This window comes from Priestia sp. FSL H7-0729, assembly GCF_038005685.1.
Classification (GTDB): Bacteria; Bacillota; Bacilli; order Paenibacillales; family Paenibacillaceae; genus Paenibacillus.
The window spans coordinates 1-21,471 of sequence record NZ_JBBOTQ010000012.1 but is presented as its reverse complement, the minus strand read 5'-3'; the positions used below and the strand labels follow the sequence as shown (position 1 = coordinate 21,471).

18 protein-coding genes, 1 rRNA gene and 1 riboswitch are annotated in these 21,471 nt (G+C 48.1%); of the genes, 1 reads left to right on the top strand and 18 read right to left on the bottom strand.

Features of this window, described 5'->3' with window-relative positions:
* Positions 1–60 precede the first annotated feature (60 nt).
* The 16 genes from purH to MHH93_RS22055 all read right to left on the bottom strand — a co-directional run bounded on the left by purH (position 61) and on the right by MHH93_RS22055 (position 17,468).
* A complete protein-coding gene (purH, locus tag MHH93_RS22130) occupies positions 61–1,608 on the bottom strand; it encodes a bifunctional phosphoribosylaminoimidazolecarboxamide formyltransferase/IMP cyclohydrolase (RefSeq protein ID WP_347399892.1) in 1,548 nt (515 codons plus the stop codon).
* Positions 1,609–1,902: 294 nt separating this feature from the next.
* A complete protein-coding gene (purN, locus tag MHH93_RS22125) occupies positions 1,903–2,520 on the bottom strand; it encodes a phosphoribosylglycinamide formyltransferase (protein WP_500055778.1) in 618 nt (205 codons plus the stop codon).
* Positions 2,520–3,560 carry a phosphoribosylformylglycinamidine cyclo-ligase gene (gene purM / locus MHH93_RS22120; protein ID WP_440392213.1) on the bottom strand — a complete coding sequence of 347 codons (1,041 nt, stop codon included), beginning with the start codon at positions 3,558–3,560 and terminating at the stop codon, positions 2,520–2,522. The genes purN and purM overlap by 1 nt, the downstream gene beginning before the upstream one ends.
* A 209-nt stretch (positions 3,561–3,769) precedes the next feature.
* A complete protein-coding gene (locus MHH93_RS22115) occupies positions 3,770–4,216 on the bottom strand; it encodes an immunity 26/phosphotriesterase HocA family protein (RefSeq protein ID WP_500055777.1) in 447 nt (148 codons plus the stop codon).
* 3 nt (positions 4,217–4,219) lie between these two features.
* Positions 4,220–5,698, bottom strand: coding sequence for an amidophosphoribosyltransferase (gene purF, locus MHH93_RS22110; RefSeq protein ID WP_091038782.1), 1,479 nt, complete (start codon positions 5,696–5,698; stop codon positions 4,220–4,222).
* On the bottom strand, positions 5,683–7,926 hold the full coding sequence (gene purL / locus MHH93_RS22105; RefSeq protein ID WP_500055776.1) for a phosphoribosylformylglycinamidine synthase subunit PurL: 2,244 nt from the start codon (positions 7,924–7,926) through the stop codon (positions 5,683–5,685). Before purL ends, purF begins: the two co-directional genes overlap by 16 nt.
* On the bottom strand, positions 7,904–8,593 hold the full coding sequence (gene purQ, locus MHH93_RS22100) for a phosphoribosylformylglycinamidine synthase subunit PurQ (protein WP_036606071.1): 690 nt from the start codon (positions 8,591–8,593) through the stop codon (positions 7,904–7,906). The genes purL and purQ overlap by 23 nt, the downstream gene beginning before the upstream one ends.
* Positions 8,594–8,597: 4 nt before the next feature.
* Complete coding sequence (purS, locus tag MHH93_RS22095) at positions 8,598–8,843, bottom strand: phosphoribosylformylglycinamidine synthase subunit PurS (protein WP_017690695.1); 246 nt, start codon at positions 8,841–8,843, stop codon at positions 8,598–8,600.
* 500 nt (positions 8,844–9,343) lie between these two features.
* A complete protein-coding gene (locus MHH93_RS22090) occupies positions 9,344–10,219 on the bottom strand; it encodes a phosphoribosylaminoimidazolesuccinocarboxamide synthase (RefSeq protein ID WP_500055775.1) in 876 nt (291 codons plus the stop codon).
* A gap of 250 nt (positions 10,220–10,469) precedes the next feature.
* Positions 10,470–11,768 carry an adenylosuccinate lyase gene (gene purB, locus MHH93_RS22085; RefSeq protein WP_500055774.1) on the bottom strand — a complete coding sequence of 433 codons (1,299 nt, stop codon included), beginning with the start codon at positions 11,766–11,768 and terminating at the stop codon, positions 10,470–10,472.
* Positions 11,765–12,967, bottom strand: coding sequence for a 5-(carboxyamino)imidazole ribonucleotide synthase (gene purK, locus MHH93_RS22080; protein ID WP_500055773.1), 1,203 nt, complete (start codon positions 12,965–12,967; stop codon positions 11,765–11,767). Before purK ends, purB begins: the two co-directional genes overlap by 4 nt.
* Complete coding sequence (purE, locus tag MHH93_RS22075; protein WP_105602018.1) at positions 12,964–13,449, bottom strand: 5-(carboxyamino)imidazole ribonucleotide mutase; 486 nt, start codon at positions 13,447–13,449, stop codon at positions 12,964–12,966. Before purE ends, purK begins: the two co-directional genes overlap by 4 nt.
* A gap of 193 nt (positions 13,450–13,642) precedes the next feature.
* Positions 13,643–13,744, bottom strand: a riboswitch (purine riboswitch).
* 271 nt (positions 13,745–14,015) lie between these two features.
* Positions 14,016–14,450, bottom strand: a complete 435-nt coding sequence (locus tag MHH93_RS22070) for a universal stress protein (RefSeq protein ID WP_500055772.1) — start codon at positions 14,448–14,450, stop codon at positions 14,016–14,018.
* A 192-nt stretch (positions 14,451–14,642) separates the two neighbouring features.
* Positions 14,643–14,906 carry a DUF1294 domain-containing protein gene (locus tag MHH93_RS22065; RefSeq protein WP_017690702.1) on the bottom strand — a complete coding sequence of 88 codons (264 nt, stop codon included), beginning with the start codon at positions 14,904–14,906 and terminating at the stop codon, positions 14,643–14,645.
* Positions 14,907–15,040: 134 nt separating this feature from the next.
* Positions 15,041–15,178, bottom strand: a complete 138-nt coding sequence (locus MHH93_RS22060) for a hypothetical protein (RefSeq protein ID WP_278296959.1) — start codon at positions 15,176–15,178, stop codon at positions 15,041–15,043.
* A 160-nt stretch (positions 15,179–15,338) separates the two neighbouring features.
* Entirely contained in the window at positions 15,339–17,468 is a 2,130-nt protein-coding gene (locus MHH93_RS22055) for a DNA topoisomerase III (RefSeq protein ID WP_500055771.1), read from the bottom strand.
* Between the two features lie 373 nt (positions 17,469–17,841).
* Here MHH93_RS22055 and MHH93_RS22050 point away from each other — a divergent pair, with 373 nt between their 5' ends.
* Positions 17,842–19,776, top strand: coding sequence for an amidase family protein (locus tag MHH93_RS22050; protein WP_500055770.1), 1,935 nt, complete (start codon positions 17,842–17,844; stop codon positions 19,774–19,776).
* Positions 19,777–19,961: 185 nt separating this feature from the next.
* Here MHH93_RS22050 and MHH93_RS22045 read toward each other — a convergent pair whose 3' ends face one another.
* A complete protein-coding gene (locus MHH93_RS22045; protein ID WP_500055769.1) occupies positions 19,962–20,966 on the bottom strand; it encodes a ketoacyl-ACP synthase III in 1,005 nt (334 codons plus the stop codon).
* 359 nt (positions 20,967–21,325) lie between these two features.
* Positions 21,326–21,442 (bottom strand): 5S ribosomal RNA (gene rrf / locus MHH93_RS22040).
* Between the last annotated feature and the right edge of the window lie 29 nt (positions 21,443–21,471).

Here is a 21,471-nt window from a genome sequence, read left to right as displayed (position 1 = left end):
GGGGGTGTACCATAAGTCATAAGTATGACTGGCGACACCCCTTATTAAACCTTTTTCGCTCTAGTGTTTGAAGTGACGAACGCCTGTGAAGACCATCGCAATTCCGTATTCATTGGCTACTTTGATGGATTCTTCATCTTTGATCGAACCACCAGGTTGAATCACCGCTGTAATTCCGGCTTTTGCTGCCAGTTCCAGCGTATCACCCATTGGGAAGAACGCATCCGATGCCAGGATAGCACCTTTTGCTTGCTCGCCAGCTTGCTCAATCGCAATTTTGGCTGCACCCACACGATTCATTTGTCCAGCGCCCACACCTACCGTCATATCATTCGCAGCAAGTACAATCGCGTTGGATTTCACGTGTTTAACTACTTTCCAGCCAAACAACAGCTGTTTCAGTTCTTCTTCCGATGGTGCACGATCCGTTACCACGTTCAGTTCGCTCGCTTCAATGGAGTGTACATCGGACTGTTGCACGATCATCCCACCGTCGATGGAAGTTACAACGAATTGGCTCTCCCGTTTACGAGCAGCGTTCAGTTCACCCGTTTTGAGCAAACGAATGTTTTTCTTCTTCGTCAGGATATCGAGTGCCTCTTGCGTAAAGTCAGGAGCAAGCACGATTTCCAGGAAAATCTCGCTCAATTTGCCCGCTGTATCGCTATCGATAATGCGGTTTGCTGCCACAATTCCACCAAAGATGGACGTTGGATCTGCAGCATATGCTTTGCTGTAAGCTTCATAGATACTTGCGCCAATACCAACGCCGCACGGGTTCATATGTTTAACCGCGACAACCGCCGGCTCTTCAAATTCTTTCACAATCTGCAATGCTGCGTTCGCATCGTTGATGTTATTGTAAGACAACTCTTTGCCATGCAATTGCTCGGCTGTTGTCAATGTATCTTGAGCAGCCAGCGGTTTGCGGTAGAATGCCGCTTGTTGATGTGGATTTTCGCCGTAACGCAAATCCTGGAGTTTTTCGTAAGTAACCGTCAGACGCTCTGGTAACGGATCACCGTTCAGGTTGGAGAGATAGTCAGAAATTACTGCATCGTAAGCCGCCGTATGGCGGAACACCTTTGCCGCAAGCCGTTTGCGTGTTTCGAGGGTGGTATCGCCATTGCTGCGAACTTCTTCAAGCACCTTGCCATAATCCGCTGTGTCAACAACGACACTAACAAAAGCATGGTTTTTGGCAGCAGAACGAAGCATCGTTGGACCACCAATATCAATGTTTTCGATCGCATCTTCGTACGTCACATCCGGTTTGGCGATCGTATCTTGGAAGGGGTAGAGGTTTACGACAACAAGGTCGATGTACCCCAGTCCGTTCTCCTCCATCTGACGCTTATGCTCTTCGCTGTCACGAACAGCCAGCAAACCTCCATGAACTGCCGGATGCAATGTTTTGACACGTCCGTCCATGATTTCCGGAAATCCGGTCACATCCGAAATTCCGATGACAGGTACGCCTTCCTTCGACAACAGGCTGCTTGTACCTCCTGTCGAAATTATCTCCACACCCATTTGCGACAGCTCGCGGCAAAAGTCCACGATGCCTGTTTTATCCCATACGCTGACCAGCGCTCTTTTGATACTCACAATATGCTCCTCCTTTAATGTCCCATGGCTTCGCGTTTCCTGACGAAACACAGCCGATTTATTTCCCGAGAAATATCACAAAATGCGTACCAATTTTCGACTTCTGTTATATAAGTGGAACTAAGATGTTTACACGGGACACTCCGATGACAGAACAACCTTCCAATCGCTGTTATCCCCAGATTTTTTGATTCCCTTTTCTTAAAGGGAAAATCCGGTGATAAAGGCGAACGCTTCGCTTTTTCAGGTTTTTTCTGTCCTCTCCGTTAATGTGTAAAAAAATTTCAACTTATATCAAACCGTTTTCTGTACTGTGACGTGACGTCCGTCTAATTGAACCAGACCTTGAGCGAACCAAGATACCACTTCAGGATATAGCTGCTGTTCGGCCGCATGAATGGCTTTGCTGATCGTTTCAGGCGTATCCTCTGGCAGAATGGGAACCGGATGCTGGGCAATAATCGGTCCGGTATCCATACCTCCGTCTACGAAATGCACAGTCACACCTGTCACTTTCACGCCATACTCAAGTGCTTGTCCAATCGCATCCTTGCCTGCAAATGCCGGCAGCAAGGACGGATGAATGTTAATCAGCCGCCCTGCGTAACGATCCACCACAACGGAAGTCAGCAATCTCATATATCCGGCAAGAACGACCAAGTCGATCTCTTTGGATTCAAGCACTTCCACGATCTCAGCCTCATAGGCTTCACGGGAAGCATAATTTTTCGGAGTAAACAGATGACAAGCCACGCCTGCGTCCTGTGCCCGCTGCACAACACGTGCAGACGGTTTATCACATACGAGCAGATCTACGGATGCATCCAGCCCACCGTTCCGTACTGCATCGACCAATGACTGAAAGTTAGTCCCTTCACCCGAGGCAAATACAGCTATGCGGTAGTTCGCCATTAAACATCCGCTCCTGTGAAGGTTACTCGCGCATCTCCTTCAGTAACACGTCCAATGATGTACGCTTCTTCACCAGATGCTTTCAGTTGTTGCAGAGCTTCAGTTGCATCTGCTTCATTAACGACCAGTACAAGTCCAACGCCCATGTTAAATGTGGTGAACATGTCACGGTTAGAGACTGATCCCTTGTCCTGCAACAGGTTGAAGATCGGCAGGATTGGCCAAGAACCGTAGTCAATATCCACATTCACGTTGCTCGGCAACATACGTGGGATATTCTCGATGAAGCCACCACCTGTAATGTGTGCCATGCCTTTTACTTTTACCTTTTCCAGCAGGGACAACAGCGGTTTAACATAGATTTTCGTAGGTTCCAGCAGGGAATCCCCCAGCTTGCCACCCAGTTCCGCTACCTCATCATGCAGATCAAGTCCCGCATCCTCCAACAAGAGTCTGCGCACCAGCGAGAAGCCGTTACTATGCACACCACTGGAGGCAAGTCCAATCACTGTGTCGCCAGGGGCGATGGTTGTGCCGTTGATGATCTTCGCTTTGTCCACGATACCTACCGTGAATCCGGCAATATCGTATTCGCCTTCACTGTACATGCCCGGCATCTCTGCCGTCTCGCCACCGATCAGCGCACAACCCGATTGATGACAGCCTTCAGCGATACCCGCAACAATAGCTTCGATCTTCTCAGGGATAACTTTGTCACAAGCCAGATAGTCAAGGAAGAAGAGTGGTTCTGCACCCTGTACCACAATGTCGTTCACACACATGGCTACCGCGTCGATTCCGATCGTGTCATGACGATCCATCGCAAATGCAATTTTCAGCTTGGTACCTACACCATCCGTACCAGATACAAGTACAGGCTCATCGTATTTATCTTTGTTCAGACCGAACAGGGCACCGAATCCACCCAGATCTGTCATCACTTCCGGACGGAAGGTACGCTTCACGTGTTTTTTCATCCGTTCAACCGCTTCATTCCCTGCCGCGATATCGACGCCGGCCTTTTTATATGCTTCGGACACAACCATCACACCCTTCGTATCTTATATAAATCGAGCTGAAAATATTTACACCGTACACTCCGATGACAGAATAACCTTCCAATCGCTGTTATCCCCAGATTTTTTTTGATTCCCTTTTTTCAAAGGGAAAATCCGGTGATAAAGGCGAACGCTTCGCTTTTTCAGGTTTTTTCTGTCCTCTCCGTTTTTGTGTAAATGAGAAATCCAACTCATATATTGCTACTCATCTCTAACAGATGATTCTGCACCAATTCATACCCGGCTACGCCGAGGGTATTAAACTGACTATACTCTTCTATCGGGAGGTTACGAATGTACTCATCACCGCAGTATAAATGTCCAGCACACTGAAACACTTTCAACTCTTCCTTTTCGGGCGTCAAAGGTGTGTTACCCACGATCCTCCACGATCCGTCTCGGATATTGGACGGAGAAGTAAATATGACGTTGCTTCTCCGGTTCCCATAGGAATAGAAGAGAAACTCGCCATCTTCCAACCTTACGGTTTCGTCACGCTGAATGCTCATCACGCCGAACGAAAATGCCTTTTTGAAACGGCCTTTAAGTGCGCATACCACCTGGCATACCGCAAATCGGCCATCCTTCATCGGAATCAGGAATATATCGCCTTCGTTATAACTCTTTCTCATCCGCATGGATTAACAGCTACATCCGAATTTTTCTTCGCCGCCAAAGTCGAGGCGGGTTGGGTAATCATTATCAAAACATGCGAGGCAAAGCCCGCCTTTGGGATCATCCTGATTATCTCCCTGAATGGATGCAATCAGTCCATCCGGACTGAGGAACGACAGGGAATCCGCATTTATTTCACGGCAGATCTCTTCCACCGACAGCTGTGAAGCAATCAATTCGCGGCTGTCCGGTGTATCGATGCCATAGAAACAAGGGTTTTTGAAAGGTGGCGATGTAATGCGTACATGAACTTCCGTTGCTCCTGCATCACGCAGCATGTTCACGATTCGGCGAGAGGTCGTTCCCCGTACGATGGAGTCGTCAATCATGACCACACGTTTGCCTTCGACAACACGACGCACAGCGCTCAGCTTCATCTTCACGCCCTGCTCCCGCAATTCCTGGCTTGGCTGGATAAACGTACGTCCGGTGTATTTGTTCTTAATCATACCCATCTCATACGGAATGCCTGTCTGTTCAGCGTATCCGATCGCCGCCGAGATGCTGGAATCTGGTACCCCCGTAACCAAGTCCGCATCTACAAACGACTCAATCGCCATCCGGCTTCCCATCCGTTTACGGGCAGCATGTTGGTTCGCACCATTCATATCACTATCTGGACGAGCAAAATATATATATTCCATCGCGCATAAAGCCTTGCGGTGTTTGTGATGATCGAAGCGATCTTCGTGCAGACCATCGGCATCCAGTACAAGCAGTTCACCAGGTTCAATGTCACGAATTAACTCTGCGCCGATCGTTTCCAGTGCACACGTCTCAGATGCAAACAGATACGCATCCCCGAGCTTACCCATCGTGAGCGGACGAAGTCCGTGCGGATCGGAAGCCACGAGTAGCTTGTCGTTGGTCATGATCAGGAATGCATAACCGCCAACAATGCGCTGGAATGCCTCTTTTGCCGCTTCCACAAGCCCTTTGGAGGATCGTGCAATCAGATGCGCAATAACCTCGGTATCACTTGTTGTTTGGAAGATGGAACCGCTCTGCTCCAGTTCACGCCGGATCGTTGGTGCATTCACAATGTTACCGTTCGTCGCTACTGCCAGATCGCCGTCACGGTATTTAAATACCAATGGCTGTGCGTTCGTCAGTTTACTGTCACCACTTGTTGAATACCGGACATGTCCAATGGAAATATCCCCGGTTAACGTCTGCATCAGGTCTTTGGTGAACACTTCTTTCACCAGACCCATGCCACGATGATAGTTAAACTGGCTGCCATCACTCACACACATGCCTGCACTTTCTTCACCCCGATGTTGCAGCGCATGCAGTCCATAATAGGAGAGTGAAGCCGCGTCAGGGTGTCTAAACACCCCGAACACGCCGCATTCTTCCTTTAATTTGTCGAGTCCTTCCTTGCCGGACCCTTCATTATAATAATCGCCTGTCCACAACGGTCCTGTCGTCAGTTCATGAGACATGGAATCGCATCCTCCCAGACCTGAGCCAAACCTCCTACAGGTTCGCTCACGGCTGATGTTCCGTTCAACTCAATCGTCAGGTTACTTCCTTCTACACGGCCAATCACAGCTACAGGTACACCGCGCTCACGTACAAATGCTTCAAGTTTACCCGCTTGCTCTGGCGTAGCCGACAACAAGATACGGGATTGGCTCTCACTGAACAGGGCGTGATCTGCACGCAGTGCAGTCTCCACATTCACCTGTGCGCCTACGTTACCGCTGATACAAGATTCTGCGAGTGCTACAGCCAAGCCACCTTCAGACAAGTCATGTGCCGAGCGAACGAGACCGGATTGAATAGCTTCAAGCACCGTTCTGAGCAACGCTTTTTCCGTTTGCAAATTAAGTTCTGGCGGACGACCTTCCGTCTGACCATGAACCGCGTATTGCAACTCGCTGCCGCCGAGTTCAGCTTTGGTTTCACCGAGGAGGATGATGACATCTCCTTCGGATTTGAAAGCTTGTGTCGTGATATGATCCGTATCATGAACGAGACCTACCATACCGACAACTGGCGTTGGATAGATGGAGCCTTTGGCGTTTTCATTGTACAGACTTACGTTACCACCGATGACCGGTGTATCCAGCACCCGGCAAGCTTCTGCCATACCGTCTACCGCTTTCTCCATTTGCCAGAAAATATCCGGCTTCTCCGGGTTACCAAAGTTCAGGTTGTCCGTAATCGCGAGTGGCTCTGCACCAGAACATACAATGTTACGCGCAGCTTCACTCACGGCAATCCGTCCGCCAACTTCAGGATCAAGGTACACATAACGTCCATTACAGTCTGTCGTCATCGCGAGACCTTTGCGTGTTCCACGAATCGTAACTACGGCTGCATCCGAACCTGGACGAACGGCAGTGCTTGTACGCACCATGTAATCATATTGATCATACACCCATTTTTTACTTGCTACGGTTGGTGAAGCCAGCACTTGTTTCAGCGCTCCGCCGAGATCCGACACTTCGTCGTAACGAAGCGTGTCGATGGAAGCACTTTGCTCATAGTACGCAGGTACAGAAGATGGTTTGTCATACACTGGGCACTCGTCAACCAGCGCCGTTACTGGCATATCTCCGACCACTTCGCCGTGGTGGATCAGTTTCAGACGACCGTCATCCGTTACTTTACCGACTTTGGCACAGATTACGCCCCAACGTTCAAAGATTTCCATCGCCTGCGCCTCATCCTTCGGCTCAACAACGAACAACATCCGTTCTTGGGACTCAGACAACATCATCTCGTAAGGGGTCATGCCTTCTTCACGCTGTGGTACCTGATCCAGATACAGTTCCAGACCGTTACCCGCTTTACTTGCCATCTCTGCACTTGAACATGTCAGACCGGCAGCACCCATATCCTGAATTCCGAGCACGATTCCCGTGTCGATTAATTCCAGACAGGATTCCATCACCAGTTTCTCCATAAACGGATCACCGACCTGAACCGCTGTCCGTTGGGACTCGGATTCTTCTGTCAGCTCAACGGATGCAAATGTTGCACCGTGGATACCGTCGCGACCTGTTGGTGGCCCAACGTAATACACCGGGTTACCTACACCTTTGGCTACACCGCGCTGAATCTTGTCATGATCAATCAGACCCACACACATGGCATTAACCAGTGGGTTACCTTCGTAGCTCTCGTCAAACATGACTTCACCCGCAACGGTAGGAATACCGATACAGTTACCATATCCAGCAATACCGGCTACGACATGCTCGAACAAATATTTAACACGATCGCTCTCCAGCTTTCCGAAACGAAGAGAGTTCAACAATGCAACCGGTCTAGCACCCATGGAGAAAATATCACGGATAATGCCGCCCACACCTGTTGCCGCGCCTTGATAAGGTTCTACCGCGGAAGGGTGGTTATGGCTTTCAATTTTGAAAACAACGGCCTGGTTATCGCCGATATCCACGATACCGGCACCTTCACCCGGTCCCATCAGGACACGTGGTCCAGTGGTTGGGAAACGGCGCAGCAATGGCTTGGAGTTTTTATAAGCACAGTGCTCGGACCACATTACACTGAACACACCAATTTCCGTGTAGTTTGGCTTGCGCCCCATGAACTCACAGATCAGCTCATACTCGCTGTCAGACACGCCCATTTGTGCGTAAAGTTTATGTTCTGCGACCTGTTCTGCTGTTGGTTCCTTAGCGGATAGCTGCTGCGTCATGCCGATCCCTCCATGCTTTCAAAATAGATGTAAACATACGTTTGCCGTCTTCCGAACCAAACAGTGAATCCACTGCACGCTCTGGATGCGGCATCATGCCGACCACGTTTCCAGCCTCGTTACAGACTCCTGCAATATCACCCAGGGAACCGTTCGGGTTGGTACCATACGTGAATACGATCTGGTTGTTCGCTTGCAGACTCGCAAGCGTCTCCTCGTCGCAATAATAGTTGCCTTCACCGTGAGCAATCGGGATAATAATCTCTTCGCCCGGTGCATAATCACGTGTAAATGGTGTATCTGCATTCGCCACTTTCAATACCGTATCGTGACAACGGAATTTCAGGGACGTGTTGCGGATCAATGCCCCAGGGAGCAAACCTGCTTCCGTCAGAATCTGGAATCCGTTGCAAATGCCCAATATATATTTACCTTGCTCAGCAGCTTTCGCTACCTCGTTCATTACCGGTGCAAAGCGGGAAATTGCTCCGCAGCGCAGATAGTCACCATAAGAGAAACCACCCGGAACCAAAATACAATCATAAGCCGATAGATCTGTAGCCGTGTGCCATACATAATCAACCTCTTGTCCAATCGCATCTTCCACTGCCTTGTAACAGTCGATGTCGCAGTTGGAGCCAGGGAACACAAGAACTGCAAATTTCATGAGATTAACCCTCCAATTCGTAGCGGTAATCTTCAACAACGGTGTTGGCCAGCAGCTTTTCACACATGACTTTCAAACGTTTCTCCGCTTCCGCACGATCTGTTGTATCCAGGTTCAATTCCATGACTTTACCGATCCGTACACTTTCCACTTCGTTGAATCCCATAGAATGCAGGGCCCCTTGAACAGCTACGCCTTGCGGGTCGAGTACGCTTTGCTTAATAGTGACATATACGGTTGCTTTGATCATGATCCTTATGTTCCTCCTCAGTAATGAACGGGATAAATGCTTTATGCTGTTAAAAAAGTAAATTTTGGAACTTGCTCCGGGGCGGATTGTCCTTTCCGGTCGCTGGTTGTCCCCAGGTTTTTTGGATTGTTTTAGCCCGCTCTGCGGTCAAAACCCGGGGACAAAGGCGAACGCTTCGCTCCTTTAAGAACAATTCCGCCCCTCCGCTAGTCCATGCGACGTTTTTTAAAGGCTTAAACCTTTTACGTTGCACGGTGGGTAATGGTCTAGTGCTTGCTCTCAGGCGGATTGTTCTTTCCGGTCGCTGGTTGTCCCCAGGTTTTTTGATTGTTTTGGCCCGCTCTGCGGTCAAAACCCGGGGACAAAGGCGAACGCTTCGCTCCTTTAAGAACAATTCCGCCCCTCCGCTAGTCCATGCGATGTTTTTTAAAGGCTTAAACCTTTTACGTTGCACGGTGGGATAATGGTCGAGACTGACCATTACGTGAAAACAATTAAATTTATTGTGCCGTTAAACGGTTATAAATATCGACGTATCTGGCGGTTGTTGTCACAACTACCTCTTGTGGGAGTGGATCAGGTTTACTGTTCTTGTCCCAATCGGTCCCGGCAAGGTAGGTGCGCACTGGCTCTTTATCCATGCTGTCGATCTCGATGTCGAGTTCATAATTTTCTTTGGCCCAGAAGCGTGAGGCGTCTGGAGTGAAAATTTCATCAATCAGAATGACCTTGCCATCCACGATGCCGAACTCGAATTTGCAGTCTGCCAGAATGATGCCACGCTGATCACAGTAATCACGAGCGAATTCGTACAGGCGCAGGCTTTTTTCCTGAAGCTCCATTGCAAGTCCGTCTCCCACCAGTTCTTTCATGCGATCCATCGAGATGTCCTCGTCATGCCCTACATCATTTTTGGCTGCCGGGGTGAAAATGGGAACTTCGAGTTTGGCGTTTTTGCGAAGTCCTTCAGGCAATTTAATGCCATTCACTTCACCGCTCGTCTCGTATTGTCTCCATCCACCACCAGTGATGTATCCACGCACGACACATTCGATATCAATGCGCTCTGCTTTGCGGGTTACCATGATGCGGTCTTTGAGCAGTTCAGGATCTGTGATGAGGTCGCCCAGTTGATTCACATCGGTATGAACGACGTGGTTCTCCATCATGCTACCCGTCAGTTCGAACCAGAAACTGCTGAGTTTATTCAGCACGTTTCCTTTCTCGGGAACCGCCGGGTCCAGCACGTAATCAAATGCCGAGATTCGGTCGGTAACCACGATCAGAAAATGTTCACCCAGATCGTACAATTCACGTACTTTTCCTTTATATAACAGAGGTGCTTTAACGAGATCTGCCGCAGTGGACAGTGCCATGGGTTCACCTTCTTTCAGGAGATGTAAAGTATACGTCCAATTCCCCTCTTCACGCAGGGCCACTCCGAATGCAGAACAACCTTCCGATCGCTGTTATCCCCAGATTTTTTGATTCCACTTTTGCAAAGTGAAAATCCGGGGATAAAGGCGAGCGCTTTGCTTCTTCAGGTTTTTTCTGCCTTCTCCGTTCCAGCGTGAACACATAATCAACCTATACTTTAGGGAGTCGAATAATCAAAACCTTAATATATTAATCGTTCAAGCCAAGCTTTTTGAAGATCGTATCGACGTGCTTCAGGTGCCATGACGGGTTGAACGCATCTGCGATTTCCTCTTCGTTCAGTACTTCCGTGATTTCCGGTGTGGATTTCACGATATCCTGGAACTGACGTTGTTCTTCCCATGCTTGCATCGCACGTGGTTGAACGGTATCGTACGCTTGCTCGCGGCTGAAACCTTTGTCGATCAGCTTTGTCATGATGCGACCGGAGAATGGTACTCCGTAGGTGCGCTCCATGTTGCGTTTCATATTTTCAGGGAATACGGTCAGGTTCTTCACGATGTTACCAAAACGGTTGAGCATGTAGTTCAGCAGCATCGTTGCATCCGGCAGAATGATACGTTCTACGGAAGAGTGCGAGATGTCGCGTTCATGCCAGAGCGTTACGTTCTCGTATGCCGATACCATATGTCCGCGGATAACGCGGGACAGACCGGAGATGTTTTCACTACCGATCGGGTTACGCTTGTGCGGCATCGCGGAAGATCCTTTTTGACCTTTTGCAAAAGCTTCTTCCACTTCACGGAATTCACTCTTCTGCAGTGCACGTACCTCTGTAGCGAACTTGTCCAACGACGTTGCGATCAACGCCAGTGTAGCCATGTACTCCGCGTGACGGTCACGTTGCAATGTTTGAGTGGAGATTGGCGCAGGTTTCGTGCCCAGCTTCTGGCAGACAAACTCTTCAACAAACGGATCAATGTTCGCGTATGTTCCTACTGCGCCTGAGATTTTGCCGTATTGTACGTTGTCTGCTGCATGACGGAAACGCTCCAGGTTCCGTTTCATCTCTTCATGCCACAACGCCATTTTTAGTCCAAATGTTGTTGGCTCTGCATGTACCCCGTGCGTACGTCCCATCATTGGTGTGTGCTGATAAGCCAGTGCTTTTTCACGAAGAATTTCAATGAAATTCATGATATCCTTTTCCAGAATCTCATTCGCTTGACGCAGTACATATCCCAGAGCCGTATCCACGACATCTGTGGAAGTCAGTCCGTAATGCACCCATTTACGTTCTGCACCCAGACTTTCAGATACCGTACGTGTAAATGCGATAACGTCATGACGTGTTTCTTTTTCAATCTCATAGATGCGGTCGATGTCAAAGGATGCATTCTGACGAAGCAATGCTGCTTCTTCCTTAGGGATAACCCCCAGTTCGGCCCACGCCTCACATGCACATATTTCAACTTCCAGCCACGATTGGAATTTGTTCTCTTCGGTCCAAATGGCTCTCATTTCGGGTCTGCTATAACGTTCAATCATGAATTTGTATTCCTCCAGAGGTTAGTTTGTTCAATCCATTGCAATCCTTCTTCAACATCCTGACAAAGCAGATTCACATGCCCCATCTTGCGTCCTGTTTTTGCTTCGGTTTTACCATATATGTGAAGCTTGGGAATCACACCGAGTTCTATCGCTTCTGCATCAGGTTGCCCTGTTCTGGCGATAATGCCTTCCAGATGTTCTCCAAGCACATTGACCATAACGACCGGGCTCAATAACGAAGTGTCCCCAAGGGGTAAACCGCAGATCGCCCGGATATGTTGCTCGAACTGAGAGGTCGCACAAGCTTCCATCGTATAGTGACCGGAATTATGTGGTCTTGGCGCCAGTTCGTTGACGTACAGTCTTCCATCCGCCGCTACAAACAGTTCCACAGCAAGCAACCCGACAGCCTTCATTGATTCTGCCACCGCTGCTGCCAGCTTTTGGGCTTCAATCTGGATGTCTGCGGCAACTCTAGCCGGTACAATGGAAGCATGCAAAATATTATTCACATGAATGTTTTCCGCTGGCGGAAACGTTTTGATCTCTCCATTGGTACTGCGCGCAACAACGACCGAAATCTCGCATTCAAACTTGATGAATTGTTCCAATACCAGTTCCGCACCTGTAGCTGCGAGCTCTTCGTACGCCGCCATCGCCTCATTCGCTTCCCGAATTACACGCTGCCCTTTGCCATCGTAGCCGCCAGTCACCGTCTTCAGTACACATGGCACGCCAAGTTCGCTTACAGCAGCGAGCATCGTATCCGCACTCGTGATCTCACGATAAGGCGCAACTCTTACTCCAGCGGCTTCAATCGCACGCTTTTCTCGCAAGCGGTGTTGTGTGGTGTACAATAACGCACTTCCTTGCGGAACGTAGGACTCACGCTCCAGCAGGCCAGCGACTTCTGCATCCACATTTTCGAATTCATACGTAATGACATCGCATTGCCGAGCCAGTTCAAGCGCAGCTTTGGCATCGTCATATCCCGCTTCAATCTGCCGAGCCACTTGACCACAAGGGGCATCCGAAGCGGGATCAAGAGTAACGAATCGGTACCCCATTGCCGTTCCTGCGAGCGTCATCATCCGTCCGAGCTGTCCACCTCCAAGAATGCCGATGGTTGTTTTCCCAGGCAGCAAGACTTGCTGCATTTCGCCTGCCGTACCAGATTGATTCCCTGTACTACTCATAGTTCTTCACTGCTTTCGAGTACTTCCTGTTTGATGCGCTCTCTGCGAGCTTCAGAGCGACGTTGGACATCCGGGTCAAAAGCACCGATCATCTGAGCTGCCAGCAATCCTGCATTCGTTGCTCCTGCCTTGCCAATCGCTACAGTTGCGACGGGAATACCACCAGGCATCTGAACAATGGACAACAAGGAATCGAGACCGTTCAATGCTTTGGATTGAACGGGAACACCAATGACCGGAAGCATCGTTTTGGAAGCAACCATACCGGGCAAATGGGCTGCCCCGCCTGCGCCTGCAATGATTACCTTGAATCCTCGATCAATTGCTTGCTCTGCGTATTCGAACATCAAATCCGGTGTACGATGAGCTGAGACAACTTTTTTCTCGTACCCAATTTCCAGTTCATCCAGTACCTCGCACGCATGCTTCATCGTTTCCCAATCCGACTTGCTGCCCATAATTACAGCGACTTGCAGTGACATGAATACATCCAACTCCCGTCTGAGCTTTTTTGATTACATCTGACTATTAAGAACTCTTATTACGTGTGAAATGAAAAAATCCGCTACCCGCGAAAACATCACATTTTCTTCGGACACCGGACTCCAAGAAATACGTATCCCTCATTTGGGCATGCCAAAAGGGGGCTTGCTGTCCGCATCTGGTTGCATGCGACTCTCAGCCGTATCTCCTCGTAGTCCGGAAATTTACGGTTCCCGGGTAGATACTTCCGGGCCCTATTCCCGGCGTTATACGAGCAAATATCTATCACACTATTTTTCGTTCATTTTGGTAATCTATTATTACACATTTCGTTCCTACTCGACCTTATTCTTACCTGATCGACACATTTAACATTCTAACAATCCCCTACAGCTAATGTCAACTTAAAGACGAACATTTAACATATTGACAAATATAATGTTCGGGAATTGCTACATTAAATTCGGTTAGCTATCCATTTCATCCCATAAAAGAAAGCCGGCTCCTCTTCAATCTCTCGAAGACAACCGGCTCCCTGCTTTTCAGTGCGTGCACACTTCATCCATTATTTTACGACAAGTACCGGAACCTGAGCATGCTGGACCACATTGTGACTGACACTACCCAGGACAAATTCACGAATTCCGCCCAGTCCACGGCTGCCAATAATAATGATATCAGAATCATTTTCTTTGGCAAAATCAAGCAATACTTCCGCAGCCGCCCCTTGAATCAGGTCCACATTGGCCGTTACACCAGCAGCCTTAATTCGTTCTTTCGCTTCATCTGTCGTTTGCACCGCCAAATTGTAGTAATCATTATTAAGTGAAGGTGGCAGTGGCGCCAATCCCTCTCCGATGAATACACGCGGGAAATCAAAAGCATGAATGACATCCAGTACTGCATTTGGGGACACTTTAGCTAGCTCAATCGCACGATCAAGTGCTTTATTTGAAGCTTTGGAACCATCATAAGCCACTAAAATTTTGGAAAATAACATGTGAATCCCGTCCCTTCCTTTATATGTAGAGCATGTATATGTAGAGCATGCGAAGCAAGCTTCGGTCTGACATGTAATAAAATAATATAACCATATAACTCCTTAAACGTTCCCGAGCCACAATGAACCAATTATACGAAATAATTTACATATGAAACCTTTGATAAACGGTTAAGCGTGGGTTCCATGAATTCATTGAATAAAGTAACCATAGATTACCGCATTCAGGAACAACAACAACGGAATGCCAATGGTGAAGCTGGGATGTTTGGTCTTATGCCTTTTCCGATACATCGCGATCCAGACTCCCAAAGCACCGCCAATAAACGCAAGCAAAAATAACGTCCGTTCGGGTGTACGGTCACGACGCTGTTGTGCACGCCTCTTATCATCCGACATCACCAGATAACCAACTACATTAATAAATAAAAACCACAATATAAGTCCGGTTTGCATATAATTCTAGCGATCCCCCTGTCCCGGGACATCTCCCTGTCTCCATTATAATCCTCATCAGAGACATGTTCAACGACCGGTGGGGAACCGCAGGATTTCGGGAGGCACGCGTTAGATCGACAGTTTAGATAATTTTAGGACTCCTGCTTGGGAATACCATTCAGACTCGGTACTCTTTTGGCTGCTTTGGCTGGACGAACATCGATGTTTTCTTCCCTAATGCTATCTTTGTTCTGCTGGTTATGGATCTTTTCGGGTTTGTTGTGCGGCATATGGGTATCACCTCCTTGGCTTACGTTGCCTGAAAACAGAGGATCTTATACCCCACCACGTGTATGATTAGGTACACACGCAGCAATCACTTTCCATAGCGCCAGTTATTCGCAACTAGCGTTACATGAGGATGCGATCTGCCCTAACTCAGAGCTTGCTCTACTCTCCCTTTTTCTCCATAGCCGCCTTCAGCAGCTCTCCAAGGTTAGACCCAATGGACTCCTGCTTCGCATATTGTTTCACGAGTTTTTGCTGATCGCGTTTGTTCACATGCTGTTTATCTTTATCCAATGTTTCTGTAATTCCACAAGGCAGACATTGCACGTATAGCCCCGCCTTGCCTTCTTTGATTTCCATCTTTTTGTGACACTGGGCACAACGACGATTGGACAATCTTTTCTCGGCCGAACGACGATATCCACAGTCCTCCGTAGGACATACCAGAAACTTGCCGCGCTTGCCCTTCTTCTCCAACAATCGCGCATTGCAGTCAGGGCAGTGGCTATTGGACACATTATGCGGCTTGTACTCCGCTTTGCTGCCTTTCACCGTTGACACCAGCTCTTTCGCCATGGAACGAATACCATCCATGAAAGGTCCCGGTTTCCCTTGTCCACGGGCTATCCTTTCCAGTTCCGCTTCCCAACGGGCTGTCAGATCTGGGGTACGCAGCTGAGGAGCAGCCAGTTCAATCAACTGTTTGCCTTTGCCGGTTGGATGCATGCTGTTGCCTTGACGATCTATTGTGTCGGAACTGACCAGCTTCTCAATAATATCCGCCCGTGTAGCCGGAGTGCCGAGTCCATGCTTTTCCATCTGAGAAAGTAAAGCGGCTTCGGTATATCGTTTGGGTGGCATCGTCCGTCCACTTTTAATATGGCAACGCTGAACCGTCACGGATTGACCTTGCTGCACATCTGGCAAAAGTGCACGCTCATGGTCTGCTGCATCGTCAGTACGGTCATCGTCATCATCGCTGTAATCCCCGCCGTATACCTCACGCCATCCACTTTCTTTTACCGTTGTACCTTTGACATGGAAGGAATCGCCCCCCACCTGAACCGTGATCGCAACCGAATCGTACTTCGCTGACGGATAGAATAGGCTGATAAAACGACGTACGATCAAATCGTACAATTTGCGTTCCTCAGGGTTCAATTGATTGAGAAGCACCGTTTGCTCTGTGGGGATAATGGCATGGTGATCAGTCACTTTGCTGTCATCCACAATACGTTTGGTGATATTCAGATTTTTGCGCAGCAAAGGACGTGCCAAAGACGCGTAAGGTCCAATGGCTACACTGTCCAGACGTTCTTTCAAGGTAGCTGTCATATCGGAAGTCAGGTACCGACTGTCCGTACGTGGATATGTCACAAGTTTGTGCTGTTCATATAGACGTTGCAGGACATTCGAAGTTTGCTTTGCAGAGAAACCATATTTCCGGTTGGCATCCCGTTGCAGTTCTGTCAGGTCATATGCCAGTGGATGCGGCTCTACTTTCTCGCTTTTCTTCACCTGGGCAATCGTGCCCTTGCGCCCGTCCACCCGTTTCTTCAACTCTTGCATTTCTTGAGGGTCGAAAATTCGTGAATCTCCACCAGCTGCCCGCCACACAGCCTGAAATTCGCCCAAATCTGCCGTTAACGTCTCGTACTCCTGTGAGCGGAAACCATTAATTTCATTTTCCCTGTCCATAATCATGCCTAATGTCGGAGTTTGCACCCGTCCAGCAGACAACTGCGCATTGAAACGAACGGTTAACGCACGCGTCACGTTCAGTCCAATCATCCAATCGGCCTCTGCCCGGCAACGTGCAGATTCATAGAGACGGTCGAACTGACTGCCTGGCTTCAGTGAAGCAAATCCGTCTTTGATCGCCTTATCTGTCTGGGATGAAATCCATAGGCGTTTGAACGATTTTTTCCACCCCGCCATCTGCATGATCCAACGGGCCAACAATTCACCCTCACGGGCCGCATCCGTGGCAATGACCAGCTCGCCCACATCCTGACGTTTCATCAACTGCTGTACGGCTTTATATTGGTGGTTGGTCTGTTTAAGTACCTTCAGTTTCGTACGCTCTGGCAGAATCGGCAAATCCTCCAGATTCCACGTTGCATACTTCTTGTCGTAATCCTCCGGTTCAGCTAATCCAACCAGATGTCCAAGCGCCCAGGTAACGATATATTTCGGGCCTTCCATATAACTTTTATGTTTATCACGCGCACCCATGACTCTGGCTATCTCACGTGCCACAGATGGTTTTTCTGCGAGTACCAATGTCTTCACTTCATATCTCTTCCTCTCTGGTAGAACGTTATGTCTCTTATATTCCTATCTTTTCATTATATCATTTCACACCAAAGGTATGCTCTGTCATCTCTATTCCCTAATCTTACTCGCATCCTGTAACCTCATGTTTAATCAACATATCGAAATCATGTCATATTTATTAACATAAGAATGATTAATAGTTTTCCTGAGCTCACGTAAATAGAAGCATGAATAAGGTTTTATAATGATCAATATTGATGTATACGTTTTTTTGGATAAATATAAACCTTGTAAGATTACCTAACATAACTATACAATGTGTCAAAAGCATAGAAACTGAATCGCTGTTAACACACATCAATGAGACACAGGAAGGGAGCGTGGATGCATGACTTATCATGGATCTGTATTGAAAAAAAGTGGGGCTTTGTTACTGGCGGGAGCTGTTGTTGCCACAACATGGGGAGGAACAGTTCCTTCGGCATCAGCCGCAACGGCAACGCCTACAAGTAAAACAGCAGTAGTAGCTGTCTCCAAAGGGAAAGCGCCTGCTACTCCAGCAGCATTTGTTCAGGCCATGGAAGAAGCGGCTACACTTGCAGGTGTTCCTTTTACCATGGACAAGCTCTCCGGCACAACCGTACAACGTAAAGATGCTGCGGTTGCCTTGCAACAATGGCTCAAGCTGGATTCGACTACTGAATCTTTCAAGGATGTTCCGGATGAAGCCACTTTCGCAGGTGCTGTTGGTGCATTGAATACCGCAGGGCTAATGAAGGGCTATACTGATTCCCTCTTCCTTCCAAACGCTGTACTTACCGAGAATGATCTCTCCATACTGAAAGAACGCATCTATAACTACATAAAACCGTTTGTTCTGGAGGAAGCAACCATCATGGATCTCCAGACCGCAATGACGCAAGGAAAACTGACATCCAAAGAGCTGGTTCAGAAATATCTGGACCGCATTGAAAAATACGATGATCAAGGTGTAAGCATCAACGCGGTATTAACCCTGAACCCGGATGCGCTCCAAATTGCGGAGCAATTGGATGAAGAACGTGCAGCTCAAGGTGCCCGTGGACCTTTGCATGGTGTTCCGATTCTGGTGAAAGACAATTTCGATACCAATGACATGCCGACAACTGCTGGCTGTATCTGTCTGAAAGATTCCATTCCTGCTCACGATGCTGAACAAGTGAAGAAACTCAAAGCAGCTGGCGCCATTATTTTGGGCAAAACGAACCTGCACGAATTCGCATTTGGCATCACAACATCCAGCTCATTGGGTGGACAAACACTTAACCCTTACGCCTTGGATCACTATCCAGGTGGCTCAAGCGGTGGAACAGGCGCTGCCATTGCATCTAACTTTGCCGCAGCCGGCATGGGTACAGACACTGGCGGTTCGATCCGAATCCCTTCCAGCTTCAACAGCCTTGTGGGTATCCGCCCAACCATCGGACTATCCAGCCGTGAAGGCATTATCCCATTGGCTTTGACACAGGATGTTGGCGGACCTATGGCTCGTACCGTAAGTGACGCTGCCATCATGTTGGATGCTACAGCCGGTTATGACAAAAAAGATGTCGCTACAGCTTACGCTGTTGGAAAAATTCCTTCCAGCTACACTGATTTCTTGGATGTAAACGGACTAAAAGGTGCACGCATCGGTGTGGCCACAGAACTCATCCCAAGCACCAAAGCTGAAGAAAAAGCCGTTGCTGATGTAATCAACACAGCTGTGGAAGAACTGAAGTCACTGGGCGCTACCGCAGTTCCCATTTCTATTCCAAACTTGACGGAGATCAACAAGTATCCAAGCCTTAGTGGATATGAATTCAAGTTCCAACTAAATGACTATCTGGACTCATTGGGCGCAGATGCTCCCTATCACAGTCTGTCCGAGATCATCGCTTCCGGAGAGTTCGACAAATCTCAGGAGCAATCCATGAAAACTCGGGATGCACGCCAAACGTTGGAGACTACCGAATACAAGGACATCGTCCTGAAACGTACTCAAGTTACACGTGAATCCCTGCTGAAAGTTATGGCAGACAATAATCTGGATGCCATCATCTATCCTACGTCCACACAAGCCGCTGGTGTTATTGGCGAAGGACAAAACTCCGGTGGTAACAACCGTTTGAGTCCATTCTCCGGCTTCCCAGCAATTACTGTACCTGCTGGTTTCACAACCGATGGCCTGCCTGTAGGCATGGAATTCCTGGGTCGCGCCTTTGATGAAGGAACTTTGATCAAGCTGGCCTACAGCTACGAGCAAGGAACTCATCACCGTCAAGCTCCAAAACTTACGCCATAACATATTTATGGGATTAAGTAATCCCGGTTAGCATAAAATAACATGTAACATAACTCCACTCATATCACTTCATTTAAAAGATTTAACCTACCAAAGAGACCACCCTCTTCATGATGCATGAAGTCTGGGTGGTCTCTTTGGTTTCCTCTAATATTTCGGTGTTGCATATAATCGTATGTTATCCATTATTGAGCTTTGTCCGGTACGCCCCATTTCAGCACCAGACCTGCGTAAGTCAGACCACCACCAAAACCAAAGAGAGCCACAGTCTGTCCTTCTTTCAATTTCCCTTCATCCACTGCAAGCTGTAAAGCAAGCGGAATGGAAGCAGCAGATGTGTTCCCACGATACTCGACACTGGTTAAAGTACGTTCCAACGGAACCGGACCACGTTCGCAAACAGCCTCAATCATTCTCATGTTGGCACTATGAGGGACAAACCAATCAATTTGTTCAGGTCTTAACCCGGCTTTTGTTACAAGCTTACCCAATTGATCTGGAATCGTCCGTACAGCCCACTTATATACCTCTCGTCCATTCTGAACCAAACAACCTCCGCCCTGTAAAGGCACTCCATCCATCTCTGAAGACAGACCACTCTTATAAAGATGGATACCACCTTCTCCGTGCGTACCAGATATCGCTGCCATAAAGTCACCTTCTTCATGCGCGGATCTCTCCACCAAGAAGGCTCCAGCTCCGTCCCCAAACAGGACACAAGTCGTGCGGTCTGTGTAATCCGTAATTTTGGATAACGTCTCTGCTCCGATAACTAGTACTTTGCGGTACATCCCACTGGTCACCAGACTGTCAGCAAGCTGTAGCCCGTAGGAGAAACCAGCGCATGCCGCATTTAGATCAAGTACACCTGTGTGAGGGATCTTAAGATTAGCTTGGACTCTGGATGCGGTACTTGGGAAAGCATATTCAGGTGTGCTGGTAGCCACAAGAATCATATCCACATCTTCTACACTAACTCCATAACGACGTATCATATCTTCTACAGCCTTCGTAGCCAGGTCAGATACAAATTGATCTTCAGCTGCAATTCGCCGTTCTCTCATGCCTGTACGTTGCACAATCCATTCGTCACTTGTCTCGACTAATTTCTCCAGGTCGGCATTCGTTAATATTTGATCCGGTACATATGCCCCCATTGCCGTGATCGTTGCCTTTGATTGATGATTCATATCGGCATTCACCTCATTTGGTTTTTTACTATTATAGCACTAAGTATTAGTACTTGGTACTAATTTTAAATATATTTATTATGATTATGATTTGTTTGTATTCCTATCTTAATCATTCTAGTGATTTAATCATGATTACCCTTATTCATGCGAACGTTAGCATGGAATTATGAGGGCGCTTAAACCTGTTAGTGGACGTGAATAATATATACATTAAATTCAATTTCTGTTATTTTATTAGACAAAAAAACAGCCTGTTATGAACCAGGTTGCTTAAGACTTACACATATATTATAAATTAACGTTCAAAATGCAAATAAAAAAGACACACTCGATATGATCAAGTGTGTCCTTATATTGCTTGGCGGCATCCTACTCTCCCAGGACCCTGCGGTCCAAGTACCATCGGCGCTAGAGGGCTTAACGGTCGTGTTCGGGATGGGTACGTGTGGAACCCCTCCGCCATCGCCACCAAACGCGTAGCTTACATTTCAGAGATCATTCT